This window comes from Rothia sp. 11254D007BW (assembly GCF_053548195.1).
On sequence record NZ_JBPWPK010000001.1, the window covers coordinates 960389 to 976717 of the forward strand.

General features: G+C 53.8%; 14 protein-coding genes. 5 read left to right on the forward strand and 9 right to left on the reverse strand.

The window, feature by feature from the left end; genetic code table 11:
• Window positions 1-247: 247 nt before the first annotated feature.
• From ACEE43_RS04310 to glf, 4 genes are read right to left on the reverse strand one after another with little or no spacing between them, the layout of a single operon-like run.
• Window positions 248-1024, reverse strand: coding sequence for an ABC transporter ATP-binding protein (locus ACEE43_RS04310; RefSeq protein ID WP_237185394.1), 777 nt, complete (start codon window positions 1022-1024; stop codon window positions 248-250).
• Between the two features lie 5 nt (window positions 1025-1029).
• Window positions 1030-1911, reverse strand: a complete 882-nt coding sequence (locus ACEE43_RS04315; protein ID WP_449107355.1) for an ABC transporter permease — start codon at window positions 1909-1911, stop codon at window positions 1030-1032.
• Window positions 1908-3926: a glycosyltransferase gene (locus tag ACEE43_RS04320; RefSeq protein ID WP_449122298.1), complete on the reverse strand. Its 2019-nt coding sequence runs from the start codon at window positions 3924-3926 to the stop codon at window positions 1908-1910. Before ACEE43_RS04320 ends, ACEE43_RS04315 begins: the two co-directional genes overlap by 4 nt.
• Window positions 3927-3928: 2 nt before the next feature.
• A complete protein-coding gene (glf, locus tag ACEE43_RS04325) occupies window positions 3929-5116 on the reverse strand; it encodes a UDP-galactopyranose mutase (protein WP_449107353.1) in 1188 nt (395 codons plus the stop codon).
• A 567-nt stretch (window positions 5117-5683) separates the two neighbouring features.
• Here glf and ACEE43_RS04330 point away from each other — a divergent pair.
• Window positions 5684-9160 carry an FtsK/SpoIIIE domain-containing protein gene (locus ACEE43_RS04330; protein WP_449107352.1) on the forward strand — a complete coding sequence of 1159 codons (3477 nt, stop codon included), beginning with the start codon at window positions 5684-5686 and terminating at the stop codon, window positions 9158-9160.
• A 4-nt stretch (window positions 9161-9164) separates the two neighbouring features.
• Here ACEE43_RS04330 and ACEE43_RS04335 read toward each other — a convergent pair whose 3' ends face one another.
• Window positions 9165-9548 (reverse strand): hypothetical protein, encoded by a 384-nt coding sequence (locus tag ACEE43_RS04335; protein ID WP_237185398.1) that lies wholly within the window; start codon window positions 9546-9548, stop codon window positions 9165-9167.
• A gap of 288 nt (window positions 9549-9836) precedes the next feature.
• On the opposite strand from ACEE43_RS04335, the gene ACEE43_RS04340 reads away from it, so the two are divergent.
• Window positions 9837-10085 carry a WhiB family transcriptional regulator gene (locus ACEE43_RS04340; protein ID WP_135013289.1) on the forward strand — a complete coding sequence of 83 codons (249 nt, stop codon included), beginning with the start codon at window positions 9837-9839 and terminating at the stop codon, window positions 10083-10085.
• 82 nt (window positions 10086-10167) lie between these two features.
• On the opposite strand, the gene ACEE43_RS04345 is transcribed toward ACEE43_RS04340, so the two are convergent.
• Genes ACEE43_RS04345 through ACEE43_RS04355 form a run of 3 tightly spaced genes read right to left on the reverse strand, consistent with a single transcriptional unit; the run spans window position 10168 to window position 13770 of the window.
• Window positions 10168-11709 carry a sensor histidine kinase gene (locus ACEE43_RS04345; protein ID WP_272878829.1) on the reverse strand — a complete coding sequence of 514 codons (1542 nt, stop codon included), beginning with the start codon at window positions 11707-11709 and terminating at the stop codon, window positions 10168-10170.
• Between the two features lie 31 nt (window positions 11710-11740).
• Complete coding sequence (locus ACEE43_RS04350) at window positions 11741-13123, reverse strand: AAA family ATPase (protein WP_449107351.1); 1383 nt, start codon at window positions 13121-13123, stop codon at window positions 11741-11743.
• Entirely contained in the window at window positions 13123-13770 is a 648-nt protein-coding gene (locus tag ACEE43_RS04355; RefSeq protein WP_449107350.1) for an SAF domain-containing protein, read from the reverse strand. Before ACEE43_RS04355 ends, ACEE43_RS04350 begins: the two co-directional genes overlap by 1 nt.
• A gap of 213 nt (window positions 13771-13983) precedes the next feature.
• Here ACEE43_RS04355 and ACEE43_RS04360 point away from each other — a divergent pair, with 213 nt between their 5' ends.
• Complete coding sequence (locus ACEE43_RS04360) at window positions 13984-14214, forward strand: helix-turn-helix domain-containing protein (RefSeq protein WP_135011335.1); 231 nt, start codon at window positions 13984-13986, stop codon at window positions 14212-14214.
• A gap of 10 nt (window positions 14215-14224) precedes the next feature.
• On the opposite strand, the gene ACEE43_RS04365 is transcribed toward ACEE43_RS04360, so the two are convergent.
• Window positions 14225-14782 (reverse strand): hypothetical protein, encoded by a 558-nt coding sequence (locus ACEE43_RS04365; RefSeq protein WP_237207165.1) that lies wholly within the window; start codon window positions 14780-14782, stop codon window positions 14225-14227.
• A gap of 745 nt (window positions 14783-15527) precedes the next feature.
• On the opposite strand from ACEE43_RS04365, the gene ACEE43_RS04370 reads away from it, so the two are divergent.
• Complete coding sequence (locus ACEE43_RS04370; protein ID WP_449107349.1) at window positions 15528-15743, forward strand: LysM peptidoglycan-binding domain-containing protein; 216 nt, start codon at window positions 15528-15530, stop codon at window positions 15741-15743.
• 20 nt (window positions 15744-15763) lie between these two features.
• Window positions 15764-16267, forward strand: coding sequence for an Rv3235 family protein (locus ACEE43_RS04375; protein WP_449107348.1), 504 nt, complete (start codon window positions 15764-15766; stop codon window positions 16265-16267).
• Window positions 16268-16329 lie beyond the last annotated feature (62 nt).

The window sequence follows — 16329 nt, forward strand, 5'->3', positions numbered from 1 at the left end:
ACAATCAACCATACTCAACGCATCCTGTGGATAACCCACGCACAATCACCGCCACCACACCCATCTCTTTCATACAAATCCCTCTCTGATAAGGGAGAATATTTAGAGGCCCTCATTTCATCCACAGACCTTCAACCCAGCCCTCAAAACCGTAATGTTTTGACACACAACTAGTTACTGACTAGTAACAACGCACAAAAATACCCACAAGCTATCTAGCTTGTGGGTATTTTTGGGGAAGGCTCCCCTAGTGGGATTTTGCCCTCATGAATTCAATCGCTTCGTCGATAGGACCATCGAACTGCTTAGAGCCATGGTCCAGGACCACTCCGCGTTCACAGATCTTCGCCACCAAATCAAGATCGTGGCTCACCACAACCAGGGTTTTCCCTTCAGCACTCAGATCTCGAATCTTAGCGATACATTTCTTCTGGAAAGGTTCATCACCCACAGCCAGAATCTCATCCACTAAGAAAATCTCCGGATCAGTATGAACAGCTACAGCAAAAGCCAGTCGCAGGTACATACCCGACGAGTAGAACTTAACCTCGGTATCGATAAAGTTGCCAATTTCAGAGAATTCAACAATTTCATCAAATTTTGCTTCAATCTGTTCCTTGCTCATACCAAGGATGGCCGCGTTCAGGTATACGTTGTCACGCCCGGTCAAATCGGGGTGGAAACCTGCTCCAACCTCGATAAGCCCAGCGATGCGTCCGCCGGTCAATACCCTGCCCTCATCCGGGTGCATCACACCCGAAATCAGCTTGAGCAGGGTAGATTTACCCGAACCGTTATAGCCCAGCAGGGCAACGCGCTCGCCTTCGCGGATGTCCAGGGAAACCCCGTTAAGAGCATTGAACTTCTCGTTCAGATCTCCCTTACGGCCCTTCATCAGCCAGACAAAGGCCTCCTTCATCGACCGAGTATGGCGCAGCACAAAGCGCTTCACTAGAGACTCAACCTTGATAACCACAGGAGCATTATCTGCCACGGGTGGTAAATCAAACTTCTTGATATCCACGTAAATCAGAGCTCCTGGGCGAAGTTGCCCTCTAGCTTACGGAAAAGTAAGTCGCCGAGGAACAGGGTCACGAGAGAAACGCCCAGCGCAACAGGTACCCACAGGGTAAGAAGATGCGGAGGAATCTGCGAGGTAGGTAGAGCCAAAGCCTCTTCAGGCAGGGTAGGAATCCAGAATGCGTAATGGAAGAGCTCAACAGCAACTGTAAGCGGGTTCATCAGATAAACAGTGATAACCCACGAGTACAGGGTATCGCGCACCATAGTCCATGAATACAGCACAGGGGAAAACCATGTGGCAACCATCAAGAGCATATCCACAATGTTTTCCGAGTCTCGGAAGAACACATTGGCTACGCCGAAAATGAGTCCAAGCCCTGCAGAAAAAATCATAATGATTACCATGGCCACGAGTGCAGCACCCAGCTGCTTCAAATCCGGGCTCCACCCTGCAAAGAGACAAGCCACTAAAAGCACCGCGATCTGGGGCACAAAGTGAATTAAAGCTACCCAAATTGTAGAGACTGAAAAAAGTTCTCTCGGAAGATAAATCTTCTTAATAAGAGCCCCATTGACGACCATTGCCTTGGCACCGTTACTAAACCCTTCAGAGAAGAAATTAATAACAATCATTCCCGAGAACAGATAGATAGCGTAGTTCTGCATACCTCGTTCAAGGCCCAGGAACAGACCCATCGCAATATAGAAGACGCCAAACTGCACACCAGGCTTGATATAGGACCACAGGATACCTAGCACAGATCCGCGGTAGCGGACCTGAATTTCCTTGTCGACAAGCAGCTTTAGAAGGTAACGATTTTGAAAGACATCACGGAGCCCTCTGCCATGCCCCGGAGGGGAGAGAGGATGAGTTACTTGTTTATTCATCGGGTTAGCTCAGACTCCGTATGCTTCTGGAAGGTTTTAGCCCAGGCATCATAGGATGCTACTTCGGCAGCAGCAGAGCGGTACTGGTTTCGCAAATCAGCCCAGTTTTTAAAGAGCTGTGCATGCAGTTTCGAAGCACGAGCCAAATTTTCGCGCAGCTTCTTGGGGTCACGCTGATACCAGAAAACACCGGTACCTTCTGCGTTAGTAACAAGAAGCGAATCGAACTTAGAAACAGTCCACCAACGGTTCTCTGAGTAATTCAGCTGAATCTGAGGATGTGTTTTCGCTAGATCATCCACCGGCTTAAAGAGCTGACGGCCCACCGTAGAAATAGTCCACGGAATCAGCTTCTGGTAGCCAGGCGAGCTGAAGTTACGACGCCCCTTAAAGGGAGGTTTACTTGTCTTAGGCTGGGGGTAGTCATCGAGGTTCGATTTCAGCTGGGCGTCCTGGAATTCCTTCACCTTACCGCGAATTACGGGCAAACGTTCGCTGAGCGAAGGGTGCAGGTGCTCGGGACCAGAAAGAAGGTCCTCGATAGCCATGAGACGACCTTCTTCGGTGTAGTACTGCATAGAGAGAGCGTGCTTAACATCTAGGAAGAGAGACTCACGCAGAACTGATCCGCCCTTTTCAAAGGGAGAATGAATCAAAGCTGTAATGAGTCGGTTACGCTCATGGAAGTAAGCCTGCCAGCCGACGGAATCGTCCTTGTCCTGCCACGATACGTGCCACAAAGCTGCTCCAGGGAACGACACCGTAGCAACTCCTGCTTCCTTAGCGCGAAGACCGTACTCAGCGTCATCCCACTTCAAGAACAGGGGAAGGGATAGCCCAATCTTATTGATAACTTCAGTCGGGATAAGGCACATCCACCAACCGTTATAGTCAACGTCTACTCGACGGTGCATCCAGTGGGTGCTACGCAGGTTATTTCGACCGAGGTCATGGCCAAGCGACATATCCTCGTGCGGTTTATCGTAAAAGGTACGCCAGGGGTTTACAACTTCACCGAATGCGTGCAGAACCGAACGATCGTACATATCGAACATATGACCGCCCACAATAGTGGGGTTCTTACAGTAATCCGCAAAAGTGATGAGACGCAAAATTGACTCGGGCTCAACGACTACGTCATCATCTAGCAGCATGACATAATCTGAACCATTGTTTACTGACTCAAACATGCCGCGAGCGAAGCCACCAGAACCACCCAGATTTGCCTGGTTAATGATGCGGAATTTACCCGCGAGAGGAGCAACAACCTCTTCAAAGTCCGGATGATCCTGGACCTTCTCGGTACCCTGGTCAACGATCAGAATCTCTTTTACGGTCTCAAGGGCATCAAGGTTATTACCCAGAGAACGAATGTTGTCGATGCAGTACTGCACCTTATTCATAGTTGTAATCTGTACGGTGGCTTTACCGCCTGCCTCCCCCAGACGCGGCTGAATATCACCGAGCCAGTCAGCTTCTACCAGGGTAAGGTCACTCTTGGTTGCCGTAAGGTCAAACCAGTACCAACCGCCATCACCAAAAGGAGCAAGCGTCAAATCGAAGGTTACGGTTTCTGCACCTTCAAGCACTTTGGCATCAACACGTTGAATTACACCGCGGGCATTCGATTTATACACCACAACCATGCCTGCGCCCTCGGTGGTGATTCTAAGGGTTACTGACTTCAGCTCGGTCCACCGTCTCCAGTACGAGGCAGGGAAAGCATTGAAGTAGGTTCCAAATGAAACAGTTTTACCCGCGTCTAGATGAGTTGACCGGCGCCCAAGCAGGTCGGTGCTCACCGTTGCAGGCCCCATTGAATTTTCATTCTTCAGCTCTTGTTGTGCAGCTGCCTTCTCAATAGTTTTAGCTGCGTCTCCGTCTAAACGGGTAGGGAGCTGCACGCCAGTAGCACTACCGCTGTCAATGTACAAAGGTATAACATCGGTTTGAACTGCTTCGGGGAGGATGACCCGCTGAAGGATTTTCATTTCAGACATATTTTTTACGCTCATCTTTATGCCTCGATTCCGCCAGACACCAGCTTTTCACCCTTTTCGAAGTGGGGGCGGAGCTTGTTATCGAACATGGAGAGTGCAGCACCGATAGCCATGTGCATGTCGAGGTACTTGTAGGTGCCCAGGCGTCCGCCGAAGAGCACGTTCTGTTCTCCGCCAGCGAGTTCGCGGTACTTGAGGAGCATCTCGCGGTCAGCACCGGTGTTGATGGGGTAGTAGGGTTCGTCACCCTTTTCCGCGAAGCGTGAGTATTCGCGGTGAATGACGGTGGCATCCTTGGTGTAGTCACGTTCGGGGTGGAAGTGACGGAACTCGTGGATGCGGGTGAAGGGGTGGGTTGCGTCGGGGTAGTTCATGACGGAGCAGCCCTGGAAGTCTTCGATGTCAAGGACTTCTTCTTCGAGGTCGATGGTACGCCAGGAGAGGTCACCTTCGGCGTAGTCGAAGTAGCGGTCTACGGGGCCGGTGTAGACAACGGGGACCTGGCCGAGGACCTTGGAACGGGAGTATTCGTGGCCCTCTTCGAAGAAGTCGGTGTTGAGGTGCACCTCGATGTTGGAATGGGCTGCCATGCGCTCAAGCCAGGCGGTGTAGCCGTCGACGGGTAGGCCTTCGTACTTATCGTTGAAGTAGCGGTTGTCGTAGTTGTAGCGCACGGGCAGACGGGAGATGATGGACGCCGGCAGGTCAGCGGGGTCGGTCTGCCACTGCTTTGCGGTGTAGTGCTTGATGAAAGCTTCGTAGAGCGGACGCCCAATGAGGGAGATGCCCTTGTCGTTCAGGTTCTTGGGGTCGGTCCCTGCCAGTTCACCGGCCTGCTCCTGAATGAGAGCCTTGGCTTCTGCAGGTGAGTAGGCAGCGTTGAAGAACTGGTTGATAGTACCCAGGTTAATGGGCATGGGGTACACGATACCGTTGTGGTTGGTGTAAACACGGTGGGTGTAATTAGTAAATCCGGTAAAACGGTTGACGTATTCCCAGACACGTTCGTTGGAGGTATGGAAGAGGTGGGCGCCGTAGCGGTGAACTTCAATTCCTGTCTTCTCTTCGTTTTCGCTGTATGCGTTGCCACCGATGTGATGGCGACGGTCGAGCAGGGCTACCTTGAGGCCAAGCTGGGTAGCAGCTTGCTCAGCAATGGTGAGGCCAAAGAGGCCAGAGCCTACAACTACAAGATCAGCGTTCACTTAACTTACTCCTTGTTAGGGGTTGCACAACTATCGTGAGTCTGAACAACCATGCTCTGCTACTACAGCGTAGAAGCTTAACTTCGGTGTGTCCCTTACTCGCAGGGTAAACACAGTTAATAACAAAAGTACCGGATATAGTCGATCACCACCCGCTAACAGGCTGGAAAGATCGTGTGATTATTCCCCGGTCTCGATATCAATAGCGAAATCAAGAAGAGAAACTTGATTTTTCCACAATGAGGCCCAAAACAACTTCCAAAGTTTGTTTTTTCGTTTTGCGCCCTTGCATTGGCATGTTTCCAGGTCTTTGCTGGCCTTATGAAGCTTTTAATATATGTCCAGCAACCACCGGCGGGGCCTTATCGAACAGTGGAGTTTGAGTATTCACCTGACACGACAGGGGTAGACGTCCACAAAGAACTCTGCAGTACGTGGGGTAATGCTGATTTCAGTTGGGGTATTCAGGGCCAAGACATCAGGGAGCTTGTTCCCGGCGATAGTCCTTGGGTTAGTGGCGCCCAGCTCACAGTTCTACCCTCTTTACCCGGTCTGACGAGTCCTTCTTTGCCTGATGAGAAGGCCCTGTTTACCTTACGTGTGGTGCACGGCCCGGATTCTCATTCTCATTTCCCACTATCGCGAGGTAGCTGGGAACTTGGTAGGCAGGCTCCCCTGCTCACAATCGATGACCCTGCTCTTGCACCTGTTGAGGGCTTCTTAGAGGTGACAGGTAGCGGTGTTTCTTTCGTAGGTGAGGGGTATCGCAACAAGCTTGAAATAGGTGAAAAATTTATAGTGGGTGGGAGCGTCCTTGTCGTTGATCGGCCGGGGTACAGTTCTTCTCCCTACTGTGACCCTGTTGTTCAAGAGGTTGAAGTTCCTGCACCTAAATCTAAGCTGCTGCTGGCAGCGACAGTGGGTCTTCCGCTCCTTTTGGGCTGTGTGATTGCCTGGTTTACCCAGCTGTGGCTTGTTCTTCTCATGGCGTGTGGATCTTCGCTCTTAATGAGCCTTCATGCTCTTTCTCAGGGGCGTGAAAGATCCTCAGTGCGTCGTCAGATAGCGCAGCTTGCTCGGGAGGAAGAGGAAGCTATAGCCCGTTACCGCGGAGCTAACCAAGTGCATGCTGAGACGGGTCTTGTGATAGGACGAGGCACCCGGCCAGTACGAATTAGGGGCAAGCAACGTGAGGTAAGGAGCCTCCCTGAAGTCCAGGGAGCCCCTTATGTCATAAGCGTAGAAGAACTTGCGCCCCTAGTCTCTGGGCTTCCTCTTTCGACCCAGCGTTTAGCCCTCTGCCAGCTCTTGGCTCAGAATCAGCCGGTCTACCTTCTTGTTCAGGAGCAGGAGGCTACTTGGTTTTTGCGTCTCATTGACCCGCTTCTTGCAGCAGCAAACGTGTGCACGGTGTCTCTTGCAGAGCTCAGTAGTTTAGAAACAGGTTTTTTGGTGTGCTCCTATCTGCCGCCGTCCTTACCTCCACAGCTTCTCCCCTTTCCCTTAGCCAACAAAGGGCTTCATAAAGAGCCTGCAGAGCTCTTTTCTCAGTCAACGAGCTGGCATGACGTCGTTTTAGACGGAATCAGCGAAGAGCGTTACTGTGCTCTCCTGGCGAGTTGGGGAAGAGTCACTACATCCTCTCTTCTCCAGAGAGTTAGCGTTGCAGCAACGAATACTTCTCAACTACCTGCTTATGCTCTCCCTGAGCTACCGGAGGGTAACCAGCCGGGGAATCTATGGGCAGAAGAGATCTTTCTGTATGCGGGGCTAGCCTGTGAAAGTAACGATGACCTAAAACTCGGCCTTGTGCATCATGGCCCGCATTTTCTCTGTGCAGGGACTACAGGTTCAGGTAAGTCCCAGCTTCTTCGTTCCCTGCTATGGTCTGCAGCCCTCAGCTACCCGCCTCAGCGTCTTTCCTTCGTCCTCATAGATTTCAAAGGTGGTGCTGGTTTAGGCCCTCTAGCGTCTCTACCCCATTGTGTTTCGCTCATCTCTGACCTTGACGCGTCTCAGCTAATGCGCACTATGAAGTTCTTGCGGGCAGACCTTACCCACCGCAAACAGGTCTGGAAGCAGTTGGGCGTCAGTTCCTATGACGATTATATCGACCTCTGCAGAAACGCCCGCACAGCGCCTGATTTTCCGGAGCTAATTATCTGCATCGATGAGTTTCGCATGCTTGTCGATGATTACCCAGACATTATGAGCGAAATGATGAAGATAGCTACGATTGGCAGGTCGCTGGGTTACCACCTCGTCCTAGCTACCCAGCGCCCGCAGGGAGCAATTTCTCCCGATATCAGGGCAAATATCTCAACAGTGATGTGCCTTAGAGTAAGTTCTGCCCAGGAATCTTTCAATGTTCTAGGCTCGGAAGAAGCTTCTCATATCTCTGCTAGCTTCCCGGGGCGGGGCCTTCTACGGAGTGCAGATAATGAGATGGTTGAGTTTCAAGCTCCTTTAATCACGGGACTTTACAGGCAAGAGCACCAAGGACGATGCCGAGCACGTTTTGTGCTCGATTTGCCTGGTTCTCAGGAGCCCACCGATTGCCAGGCTCTGAGCGATGCAGAACTCGATACCACCAATACGGCTATCTACCAGGCCTACCAGAATGCACATCAGCTACCGACCTATCAGCCAATTCCGGCATCACTCTCAGCTCCTTGCCATACAGATTTGCCGGAGTCTGCTGGCCCCTTTACCTTATTGCTCGGCCAGTACGAGATAGCAGAACTAGGGTTTCAAGCCCCCTTTATCTGGTCGGCGGAAGATGGCCCAATTTTAGTACAGGGAGGCAGCAACGAGTGGATACCTGCGCTTCGGGTAACCCTCCTTCAAGCTCTCACTCAAGGGTACGCCGTATTATGTCTTACGCCGTCAGAACAGCGCGCACGAGAGATACGCAGCTGGGGCAAGGAATACGCAGAACAGTTTGACGTCTTTACCTACCAGGATTCCAACTATCTTCAGCACCTTCTAGCCTGCTGCACAGAAGCCCCAGGACCGGGCCAGCTCCTCATCATAGATACGCTAGAAACACTGCTAGATACGCTCCAACGGTACCCGGCTGCAGAAGCTCACCTGCAACAGATTCTCAACTTGGGTGATCACCCAACAGTTCAGGTTTTCTGCACTTCAGTAACAGGTGTACGAGGTAAGTACCAGCATATCTTTGAGCACACCTTCATGACTCGAGCAGCTGTTGAGAATGACCCTCTTCGTACCCACACTAGGGATTACACCCTGCCGGGCAGCGGGCAGTTTGCGATAGAAGGAAAGGTTATCTACGACTCCTCAGAAGGAAAAGTACAGGCAGGCACACTTGCTTGGACAGAGCTCAGCGCTCCGCTAGCTGCCCCAAAGACCGGTGCTCGGCAAGGCCCTAACCACCTGTTAAGCGACTCCCACAGATACTGGCTTTCCTGGCGTCCGCTCCCCTTGCACTCCCCGGTCAGCTCCCTCCCGTCAGCAGCCAAGCCCCACACCGGCGCACTCGCCTGCGGTGTACTCAGGGACGGCTCGGTAGCCTTTACCCCGCCTTTGCGAGGTGGATTTATCAGCGTCAGCGGCCCGAGAGGATCCGGAAAAACGAGCCTACTTACGACCCTCGTCCAAGCTAATCCTGAGCATTTCTTCATTGTTATTTCATCAGATACCGGCACCGCAGCAGAAGATATCAGTCAAGCTCTTGCACGGAGCGAGAGCCTGGGGCTCCGCCCCATTCTGCTCATCGACGACCTTGATAAGCTCAGCCACGATATACAGCAGACGATACTAGCCCAGAAAGAAAAGTTTGGGTCTGTTGTCGTGACCTACACACCCTGGCCACGGTGGAGTAGCTCACCGATTCTTGCTGCCCTCAGCGGTACCTCTACGGGTATCGTCCTTACCCCGCATAGCTCCGCAGACATGTCCTTCTACCCGGGCGTACCTCTCCCCCTTGACCTTAAAACTTACGGCCAGCTCCCGGCAGGGCGGGGAGTCATGATTGATCACGCAACTATTACGGCTTTTCAGGCAGCCTTACCCGACTAACAGGTTACCGGGAGGAAGGAGCCAGATGCTCAAGAGTAGAGCGGGTAAAAAGTAGCAGGATGACAGCTCCGCTTATGCCTACCGTTGCTAGCCCTACCAGGTAATCTCCGCCCAGAGTAGTTTGAACGCCGATGATGACCGCGAAGAGTTGCCAAACAAGCACGAGAGGTTGCCCAAACCGCTGCGCCTTCCACACGGCAACAGCGCCCACGGCGAGAGCCAGGGCAATAATGAAATAAAAGGAGGCAATAACTGACGCTCCCCCAATATCGGCAGAAGCGAAAGTCCCGATGAGAGCAGTAACCACTAGATACAGGGCCTGAAGGAGGCTCAGCCCGACCAAGATTTTCACGGGAATTGGAAGGGCTGAAACGCTGGAAGAAGCCACGTTTATCTCATTTCTCTATGTACTAAGAAAGGGTCTCCTATCTAGAATAGGCACCCGGGAGTGTCACCTCTCACCCCGGCACCCCTTTATGCGCCCGCCTGTGACATTTACCTCAGGGCTGCAAGCAGATTTTCATTCACAACCCCCTTGTATGACGCCCCATATCGTGGGAAAGTTATTGAGGTTCAAGTTTGGCTCCTTCTAGGAAAGGGGCCAGATTTTTTTGTTAGTTGCTGAGCTGCTTTTGCCTCAGCTTTAATCCGGTAAACCCTATAGGAGAGCATGCTAATGGATTGGCGTAGCCGTGCTGCTTGTCTTGAGAAAGACCCTGAACTCTTTTTCCCCGTAGGAAACACCGGGCCCGCCCTTCTTCAGATTGAAGAAGCTAAGAATGTCTGCCGCAGCTGCACTGTGATGGATACCTGCCTGCAGTGGGCTATCGAAACAGGCCAGGATTCTGGTGTGTGGGGCGGTATGAGTGAAGATGAGCGTCGCGCTATGAAGCGACGTGCTGCCCGAGCCCGCAGGGCCTCATAGTAGCAACTTCATGTAAGTGTTCTTGATGAGGGGCGAACCGGTGTACCGGTTCGCCCCTCCTTTTTATGCGGCTTTCCTTTAGCTACACGATGGCAGCTTCAATTGTCACCAGTGTTCCGCCTTCAGGAGCAAGACTCCAGTGAATAGTACCGTTGAGCTCGCTGGCTACCAGGGTTTTAACAATTTGAGTCCCTAGACCGGTTCCGCTGCCAGTTCCCTCTAGCTCTCTAATTTTTTCGGCGCTGATTCCGGGGCCGCTATCTTGAACCGTCACGATAATGCTGTGCTCTTGCCCTTCTGAGTAGCGATGCTGGCAACCAAGGGTTACGGTACCGGTTTCTCCAGCTAAACCGTGTTCTACCGCGTTAGCCACAACCTCATTAATAACGAGGGCAAGAGGGGTGGCAATTTGGCTGGGTAGCTTCCCGAAAGATCCCTCGATCCGGGTGGCAACGTGCTGCCCTGGCGAGGCAAGCTCTGCAGCAAGCCTAAACTGTCGGCTAATGAGGTCATCGAAGTCTACATCCTGAGTTAGCCCCTGGGAGAGGGCATCGTGCACCAGCGCGATAGTGGAGACACGGCGCATCGCCTGTTCCAGGCCTTCCTTCGCTTCGGGGGTGGTCATGCGTCTCGATTGCAGACGAAGCAGGGCTGAGACTGTTTGGAGATTATTTTTAACCCGGTGGTGGATTTCGCGGATAGTAGCGTCTTTCGACATCATTTCTTGCTCTCGGCGACGCAGCTCGGTGACGTCGCGGCAGAGCAGCAGGGCCCCGTAGCGTTCTTCACCCAGACGTGAAAAATGGCGCAGGGGGATGGCACGGAAGGTGACGTTTTTGCGATTGGCTTTGATTTCTGCGCGCCAGGGCATGCGCCCGGTAAGGACCAGGGGTAGGGTTTCGTCCGCCTTCTCACCGGCAGGTAGCAGGGCCCGGGTGATATCGAGTAGGCTCGCACCGAGCATGTCACCTGCGTAGTTGAGACGCTTGTAGATAGACAGAGCATTAGGTGAAGCGTAGGTAACCCGTCCGTCCGTATCAAGCATGACCAAGCCGTCGCTCACACGGGGGTTGCCGTGGGCCGTTCCAACAGGGGCGGAGAACTCGGGCCAGGCACCGCGCGAGACCATCTGTAGAAGATGGTGGGAGACGTCGCGGTAGACCCTCTCCGCTTTCTGGCGCTTTCGGGTACCCAGGCTCTCGCGGTGGACCGACAAGAGGGCTACGGGTCTGTCATTGCGTATTAGCGGAATGAACTCGGTATCAAGGACGATATCGGTGAGGTTGTGCTCGTCATTGAGGGTCTTGGGGGTTTGGCTGTTCCAGCTTGCAACCGCCCGCTCGCAGAGGGCCGGGTCGAGCTCTTTGCCGACCCAGTCGGTGTGAAAAACCGTGTGGGTGGTGGAGGGGCGAATCTGGGCGAGGTTGATGAACCCAGCGGACGCCGGCAGCGGCTGGGACAGGGAGAAGTAGCCCTCGATGGTGTCGGCTTGGGGCGCCCAGAGCATGAGGTCGCAGTAGCCGGTATCTGCAATGATTTGCCACTCGTTAGTGAGCAGGTGGAGCCACTCGATATCGCCCGGCCCGTAAGCGCCGGTGCGCATGAGGATTTCAGTGAGTGACAAGGGGGCCTCCTGGTGGTCTGGGCAGGGTGGGTTAGGAGCGGGGGCGGCGGGTAAAGCGCACCCAGGGCTTCTTCTTTTCTACCATGCTCGGGCTCGGAGGGGGCGCTAGTGATGGGGCAGGTTTTCCGATCCCTAGGGCATTTCGGCTGGTGTCGGCGAGCGCCTGTAGCTGGCGGGCCAGTTCTGTCTGTGGGGCTACTTCAAGAATTGTTGTTCCTGCTAGGCGGGCTTTATCAGCGCTTGGGCTGTCTTCTGGTAGCTGGGCTGCTATGGGCAGGCTGGGCCCGAATCGTTCCCAGGAGTGTTCGAGAGCGACCTGGGCAGATGGGCCTAGGGCCTCGGTGCGGACGCGGTTGAAGACAATGCTGATTCTTTGATCAAGGGCTGGCCCAAGCACCTGGCTAAGGGTGTCGTAGGCTTTGATAAGACGCGGTACGCCCACAAGGTCTGCTAGGCCAAGAGCTATCAGGTGGTCAGCTCGCGCCAGGCTGGTTAAGGTTGCGTCGTTTCGTTGGGGAGTCAAACCGTCAAAGCTTAGGGCTGGGTCTTCCTCAAGGCAGAAAGAGGTATCGATAACCACCAGGTCGTATGTTGAAACCAGTGTATCGAGTACGAGGTCGAGAGCGTTTGAGCGTACCTCTACCCAGCGATCTGGTCGGTTGATGCCGGTGATGATGTCGAAGTAGTGGGAGCGGTGCGAGACGGTGTGGGTAAGTTCCTTGAGCTGTTGTTGGGTTATGCCTCCACGGTCTGCGTGGTGGCAGAGTTGGGCGAGGCTTGAGTAGTCATCAGTAAGGCCTAGAGCAGCTCCCACGGACGCCCCGTAGGTATCTGCGTCCACCAAGCAAACCGAGTACCCTGTTTCTGCGTAGGCTGCTGCCAGGTTGATGGCCAGGGTGGTGCGTCCCGGTGAACCGTAGGGGCCCCACACCGCTACTATCTTCCCTTCCGCAGGTGAGGGGGCAGGAGCGTCCTGCTTTTCGTCACCCCTTATGGGGTGACTTTGAGCCGGGGCGGAGAGGGCAGGCTCCTCGTTCTGAGCCTGGTTGGCCTGCTCACCGGTCTGCTCTGAATTCAGCAGGGTATCGACGGCCTTTTCGATCTCGCTAACGATCTCTGCGGTATCGGCTAGAGAATCAATCGGGTGGATGCCTTCTATAGGTGGCTGGGTTCCCTGGTCATTGACAAGACACACTGCCACCTCAAGGTGGTGCAGAGATTTAACCATGGAAAGGGTGAGTTCTTCTCCCCCGGTCACGATCAGCACAGCGCGGGCAAGGCCGCTTTGGGCAAGTCCCAGCATTTCACCGATATCGTGCACGTGCCTGACCACGCTCACCTGGCCACGTTGAGACTCAATGGCTGAAACGAAACGTCCGCCCTCATCACCAACAATAACGATAGGAACCTGCATTAGTTCCCTCCCGGTGCGTAGGCCGACGGAACCAGGCTGATGACCGCTCCCTTGCTGGTGGCACCGAGGACTGTGGGCAGGACGTCCTGGTTTACCCACAATTCAACAGCCGAACGGCCGGTTCCTCCAATCACAGATTCTTGGGCCGTTACAGAATGCACCTCGGCTGATTCTGCGATGACCACGGGATCACCGTACGAGTTGGCCCCCTCTGTTTTGTAGGCAACCCAAATATCTACCCGATTGCCAGGAGCATATTCGGCTACCGCGTACTGATCAAGTAGCAGGGTAACGAGCCTGCGCCCGTCGCTTACCTCGGTGGACAGCGACCGGGGTGAGAGAAGCTCCCCCGCAGCTAGCGGACGGGTAGCTACCGACCCGTCAGCGATTACTTGCTCCGCCGAAAGGTAGAGACCTGCTGATTCATCTAGCTTGACCTGGGCAGTTGTCACGTTATCGGTGGTAATTTTTTCGCCGATACCGATATCTTTACTGGCAACATAGTAGGGCTGAGTCTGGTTGGTAGCTCGGATAAGGCCGACGACGCCCAGAACCGAGAGAAGAATAATTAGGACGCCCGCCAGTAGCTTAGGGTCGCGGAACCCCGGCTTTCTGAAACGGGGAGCAAGATTTTCTTGAGCCATCATGACACCTCTTTGAGTCAGGAAGTTTTCCTCGTTGACAGCAGTTTCCCTAATCAGAACATCAATTTCAAAGATTGCACGTATTTTTGACCAAGGTTACGCAAAATCAAGCAAGTTATCCACAGGCCTTGCTTCTTCTATCAAGGTAGTTCAAAATGCACTAAACTAAAGCAAAGGATCCCCCCACCTACTCCCCCGTTTCAGAAGGAACCAGACATGGTTGAACAGCGCTTTCTCACCCTGACCGACGTCGGTGAAATTCTCAATATATCCCCCAGCCAAACTCGCGCCCTGGTACGCTCAGGGGAACTGAAGGCCATCCAGATTGGCGGCAGAAACCAGTGGCGGGTTGAAAAGAGCATGCTCGAAGCATATATCAGCGAGCGCTATGCGATGACCGAAGAAGCCATTCGGGCCGAGCAGGCCGAACGAGCCGATATCTCCTAAAACAGACTGTTTATCCCGCTACCCTGATAGCGGCAATTGAGGTGAAGAGGACGCAGCGTGGAGCTCCCCGAGTTCCGCGGGCGTCCTCTTTGTGTGCCTGCTGCCCCACGATTTCACAGTAGTCAGCACCAACTGCCCACACTTTACCTGCACTGGTGAGACCGGTTCCTCCTGCATGATAAATATGGATATCACGTTGGGCAGCGCTGAGGGCCCGTAGGGCAGATCCCAGCGTGAGTTTGCGAGACACTTCATGAGCTTCGCCCACGGCCTGGTGGTTTCCACCTTCCCAGTAAAGAAGGTGCGCAAGCGGAAGAATGAGGCCGCCGGCGTCCGTTTCTAGCTGAAGCCACCCCAGCCCCAAAGTCTCCAGTCTCCCCCGCCAAATATCTCCAGTAGACCCGTGAATAGTCAGCAGCTGCCCAAGCTGGGCTGCCAAACGGTCGGCCACGGTGACGCGTGAAAGCTCTATCTGGCGGAGCTCGCGAGCATCTGCCTCGTAATCTCGGTGTTTTTGTGCTTCCATCTGGATTTCGTAATCGCGGAAGAGCAAATCTAGGTGTGCCATGCACTGAGGATACCCCGCCAAGGAAAATTTGTTGAAAAATTTGCTACAACCCTCTTGAATCCATCGCAAAGGGAAGTAATATGATGCATAAATCATCAAACTACATCAAATGACATGATTTGAGGTGAAAGAAGTGGCATCGCGATTTTTTGCCCTATGCACAGCCAATCTGATCCCCCTCCTAGCGCTGAGTGGAGCTGGCGCCTCAGGCATGCTACTTCACTCACTTCTGAGCGAAGGGAATCAAGACCTAGGGCTCACTTCTCGTAGCCCGGGCACCTGGATGAGCCTGCTAGTCTGCGCTATCACTGGCTTGCTTTGTCTCTGTATCGCCCTCTGGTGGCTAGCTGGTTTAGTCTTCTACTACAGCGCCCTAGCTCGCGCCCGACGTTCTCCCCTGCACATACAACTTCCGGCATGGGCCCCGGGACTCCTCAAAACACTTGCGGGAGCTTCTTTAGGTCTGGGGGCTTTGGCTCCCGCCCAGGCCTATGCCCTACCCTCTGAGCAAGCTATCTCGGTAACAGCAAGAGTTCACAACGGCGAGACAAGCTCGCCCCTATTCCCTCAGGCTTCTCAAATTAACCACGACGTCGAGGCATTATCAGCTGACTCCACCCTAGTCTCTGCTACTTCGCCCCTCTTTTCCCCAGAACAAACCCAGGAACGAGCAACAGTTACGGTTCTTCCCGTTACGGCAAGGAGCTATCAGCCCATTTCGCCCCTCTTCGGGGGTGGCACCCGCGTGCAGCCGGACTTTTCAGAAGACGTAGCAGCTACTACCTATACCGTAGCCCCGGGTGACTCGCTATGGAGTATCGCAGAAGACCACCTGGCCCCCGATGCTTCAGGCGCTGAAGTGCTAGCGCTCGTGCACACTATCTGGCAACTCAACCAAAAGACCATTCCCACCCTGGACACCCTGATTTTCCCAGGTCAGACGATTACCCTACCCCACTAAGTTTTGCAAAGGAGCACACCATGAAAACAGCTTTCCCAGAACGCGATGACCGCAAATACATCATCGTCGAAGCTACCGAATACGCCGAAAAATATGCCCCCTACTTTGAAAAGGGTCAGCCAGCAGAACCCGCCGTCAGCCTCTCCTTTATCGACCAAGAAGAGCAGGCCCTTGAGCAACTGGGGGTTCGCATTGGTACCGCTGCCATCGAAGTTTTCATGGGGCGCAGGCCTCAGCACCATCTAGCTCCCTGGATGACAGCCGGCTGCTACCGCGCCCTAGAAAAGCAGCTTGAACAGGCAAAAGCCGCCATTCGCTACCGACAGCGTCATTACCCCCAGGCCCCTTACCCCAGCAAGCCGCCTGCTGTAATCCGCCCGCGACGTATCATCGTCCAGAAAGTTGCTGAGACTGCCTATGAAATGAGTTTGCTGGTGACCGACGACGTCCGCACCCGAGCCGTAGCCCTACGGGCAGAACGCAAACGGGGCAACTGGAAAATTGCCACCCTCGCCATCGCATAACTCCCAGATAGCTAGCAACTCCCACCTTCTCTTATGCCAGCCCCATCAAAAAAAAGGCGGGT

Coding starts and splice junctions, on each gene's coding strand:
- ACEE43_RS04315 (WP_449107355.1), bottom strand. CDS start 1,911: ATGAATAAACAAGTAACTCATCCTCTCTCCCCTCCGGGGCATGGCAGA.
- ACEE43_RS04350 (WP_449107351.1), bottom strand. CDS start 13,123: ATGCAGGTTCCTATCGTTATTGTTGGTGATGAGGGCGGACGTTTCGTT.
- ACEE43_RS04375 (WP_449107348.1), top strand. CDS start 15,764: ATGAAAACAGCTTTCCCAGAACGCGATGACCGCAAATACATCATCGTC.
- ACEE43_RS04320 (WP_449122298.1), bottom strand. CDS start 3,926: ATGAGCGTAAAAAATATGTCTGAAATGAAAATCCTTCAGCGGGTCATC.
- ACEE43_RS04340 (WP_135013289.1), top strand. CDS start 9,837: ATGGATTGGCGTAGCCGTGCTGCTTGTCTTGAGAAAGACCCTGAACTC.
- ACEE43_RS04365 (WP_237207165.1), bottom strand. CDS start 14,782: ATGGCACACCTAGATTTGCTCTTCCGCGATTACGAAATCCAGATGGAA.
- ACEE43_RS04355 (WP_449107350.1), bottom strand. CDS start 13,770: ATGATGGCTCAAGAAAATCTTGCTCCCCGTTTCAGAAAGCCGGGGTTC.
- ACEE43_RS04360 (WP_135011335.1), top strand. CDS start 13,984: ATGGTTGAACAGCGCTTTCTCACCCTGACCGACGTCGGTGAAATTCTC.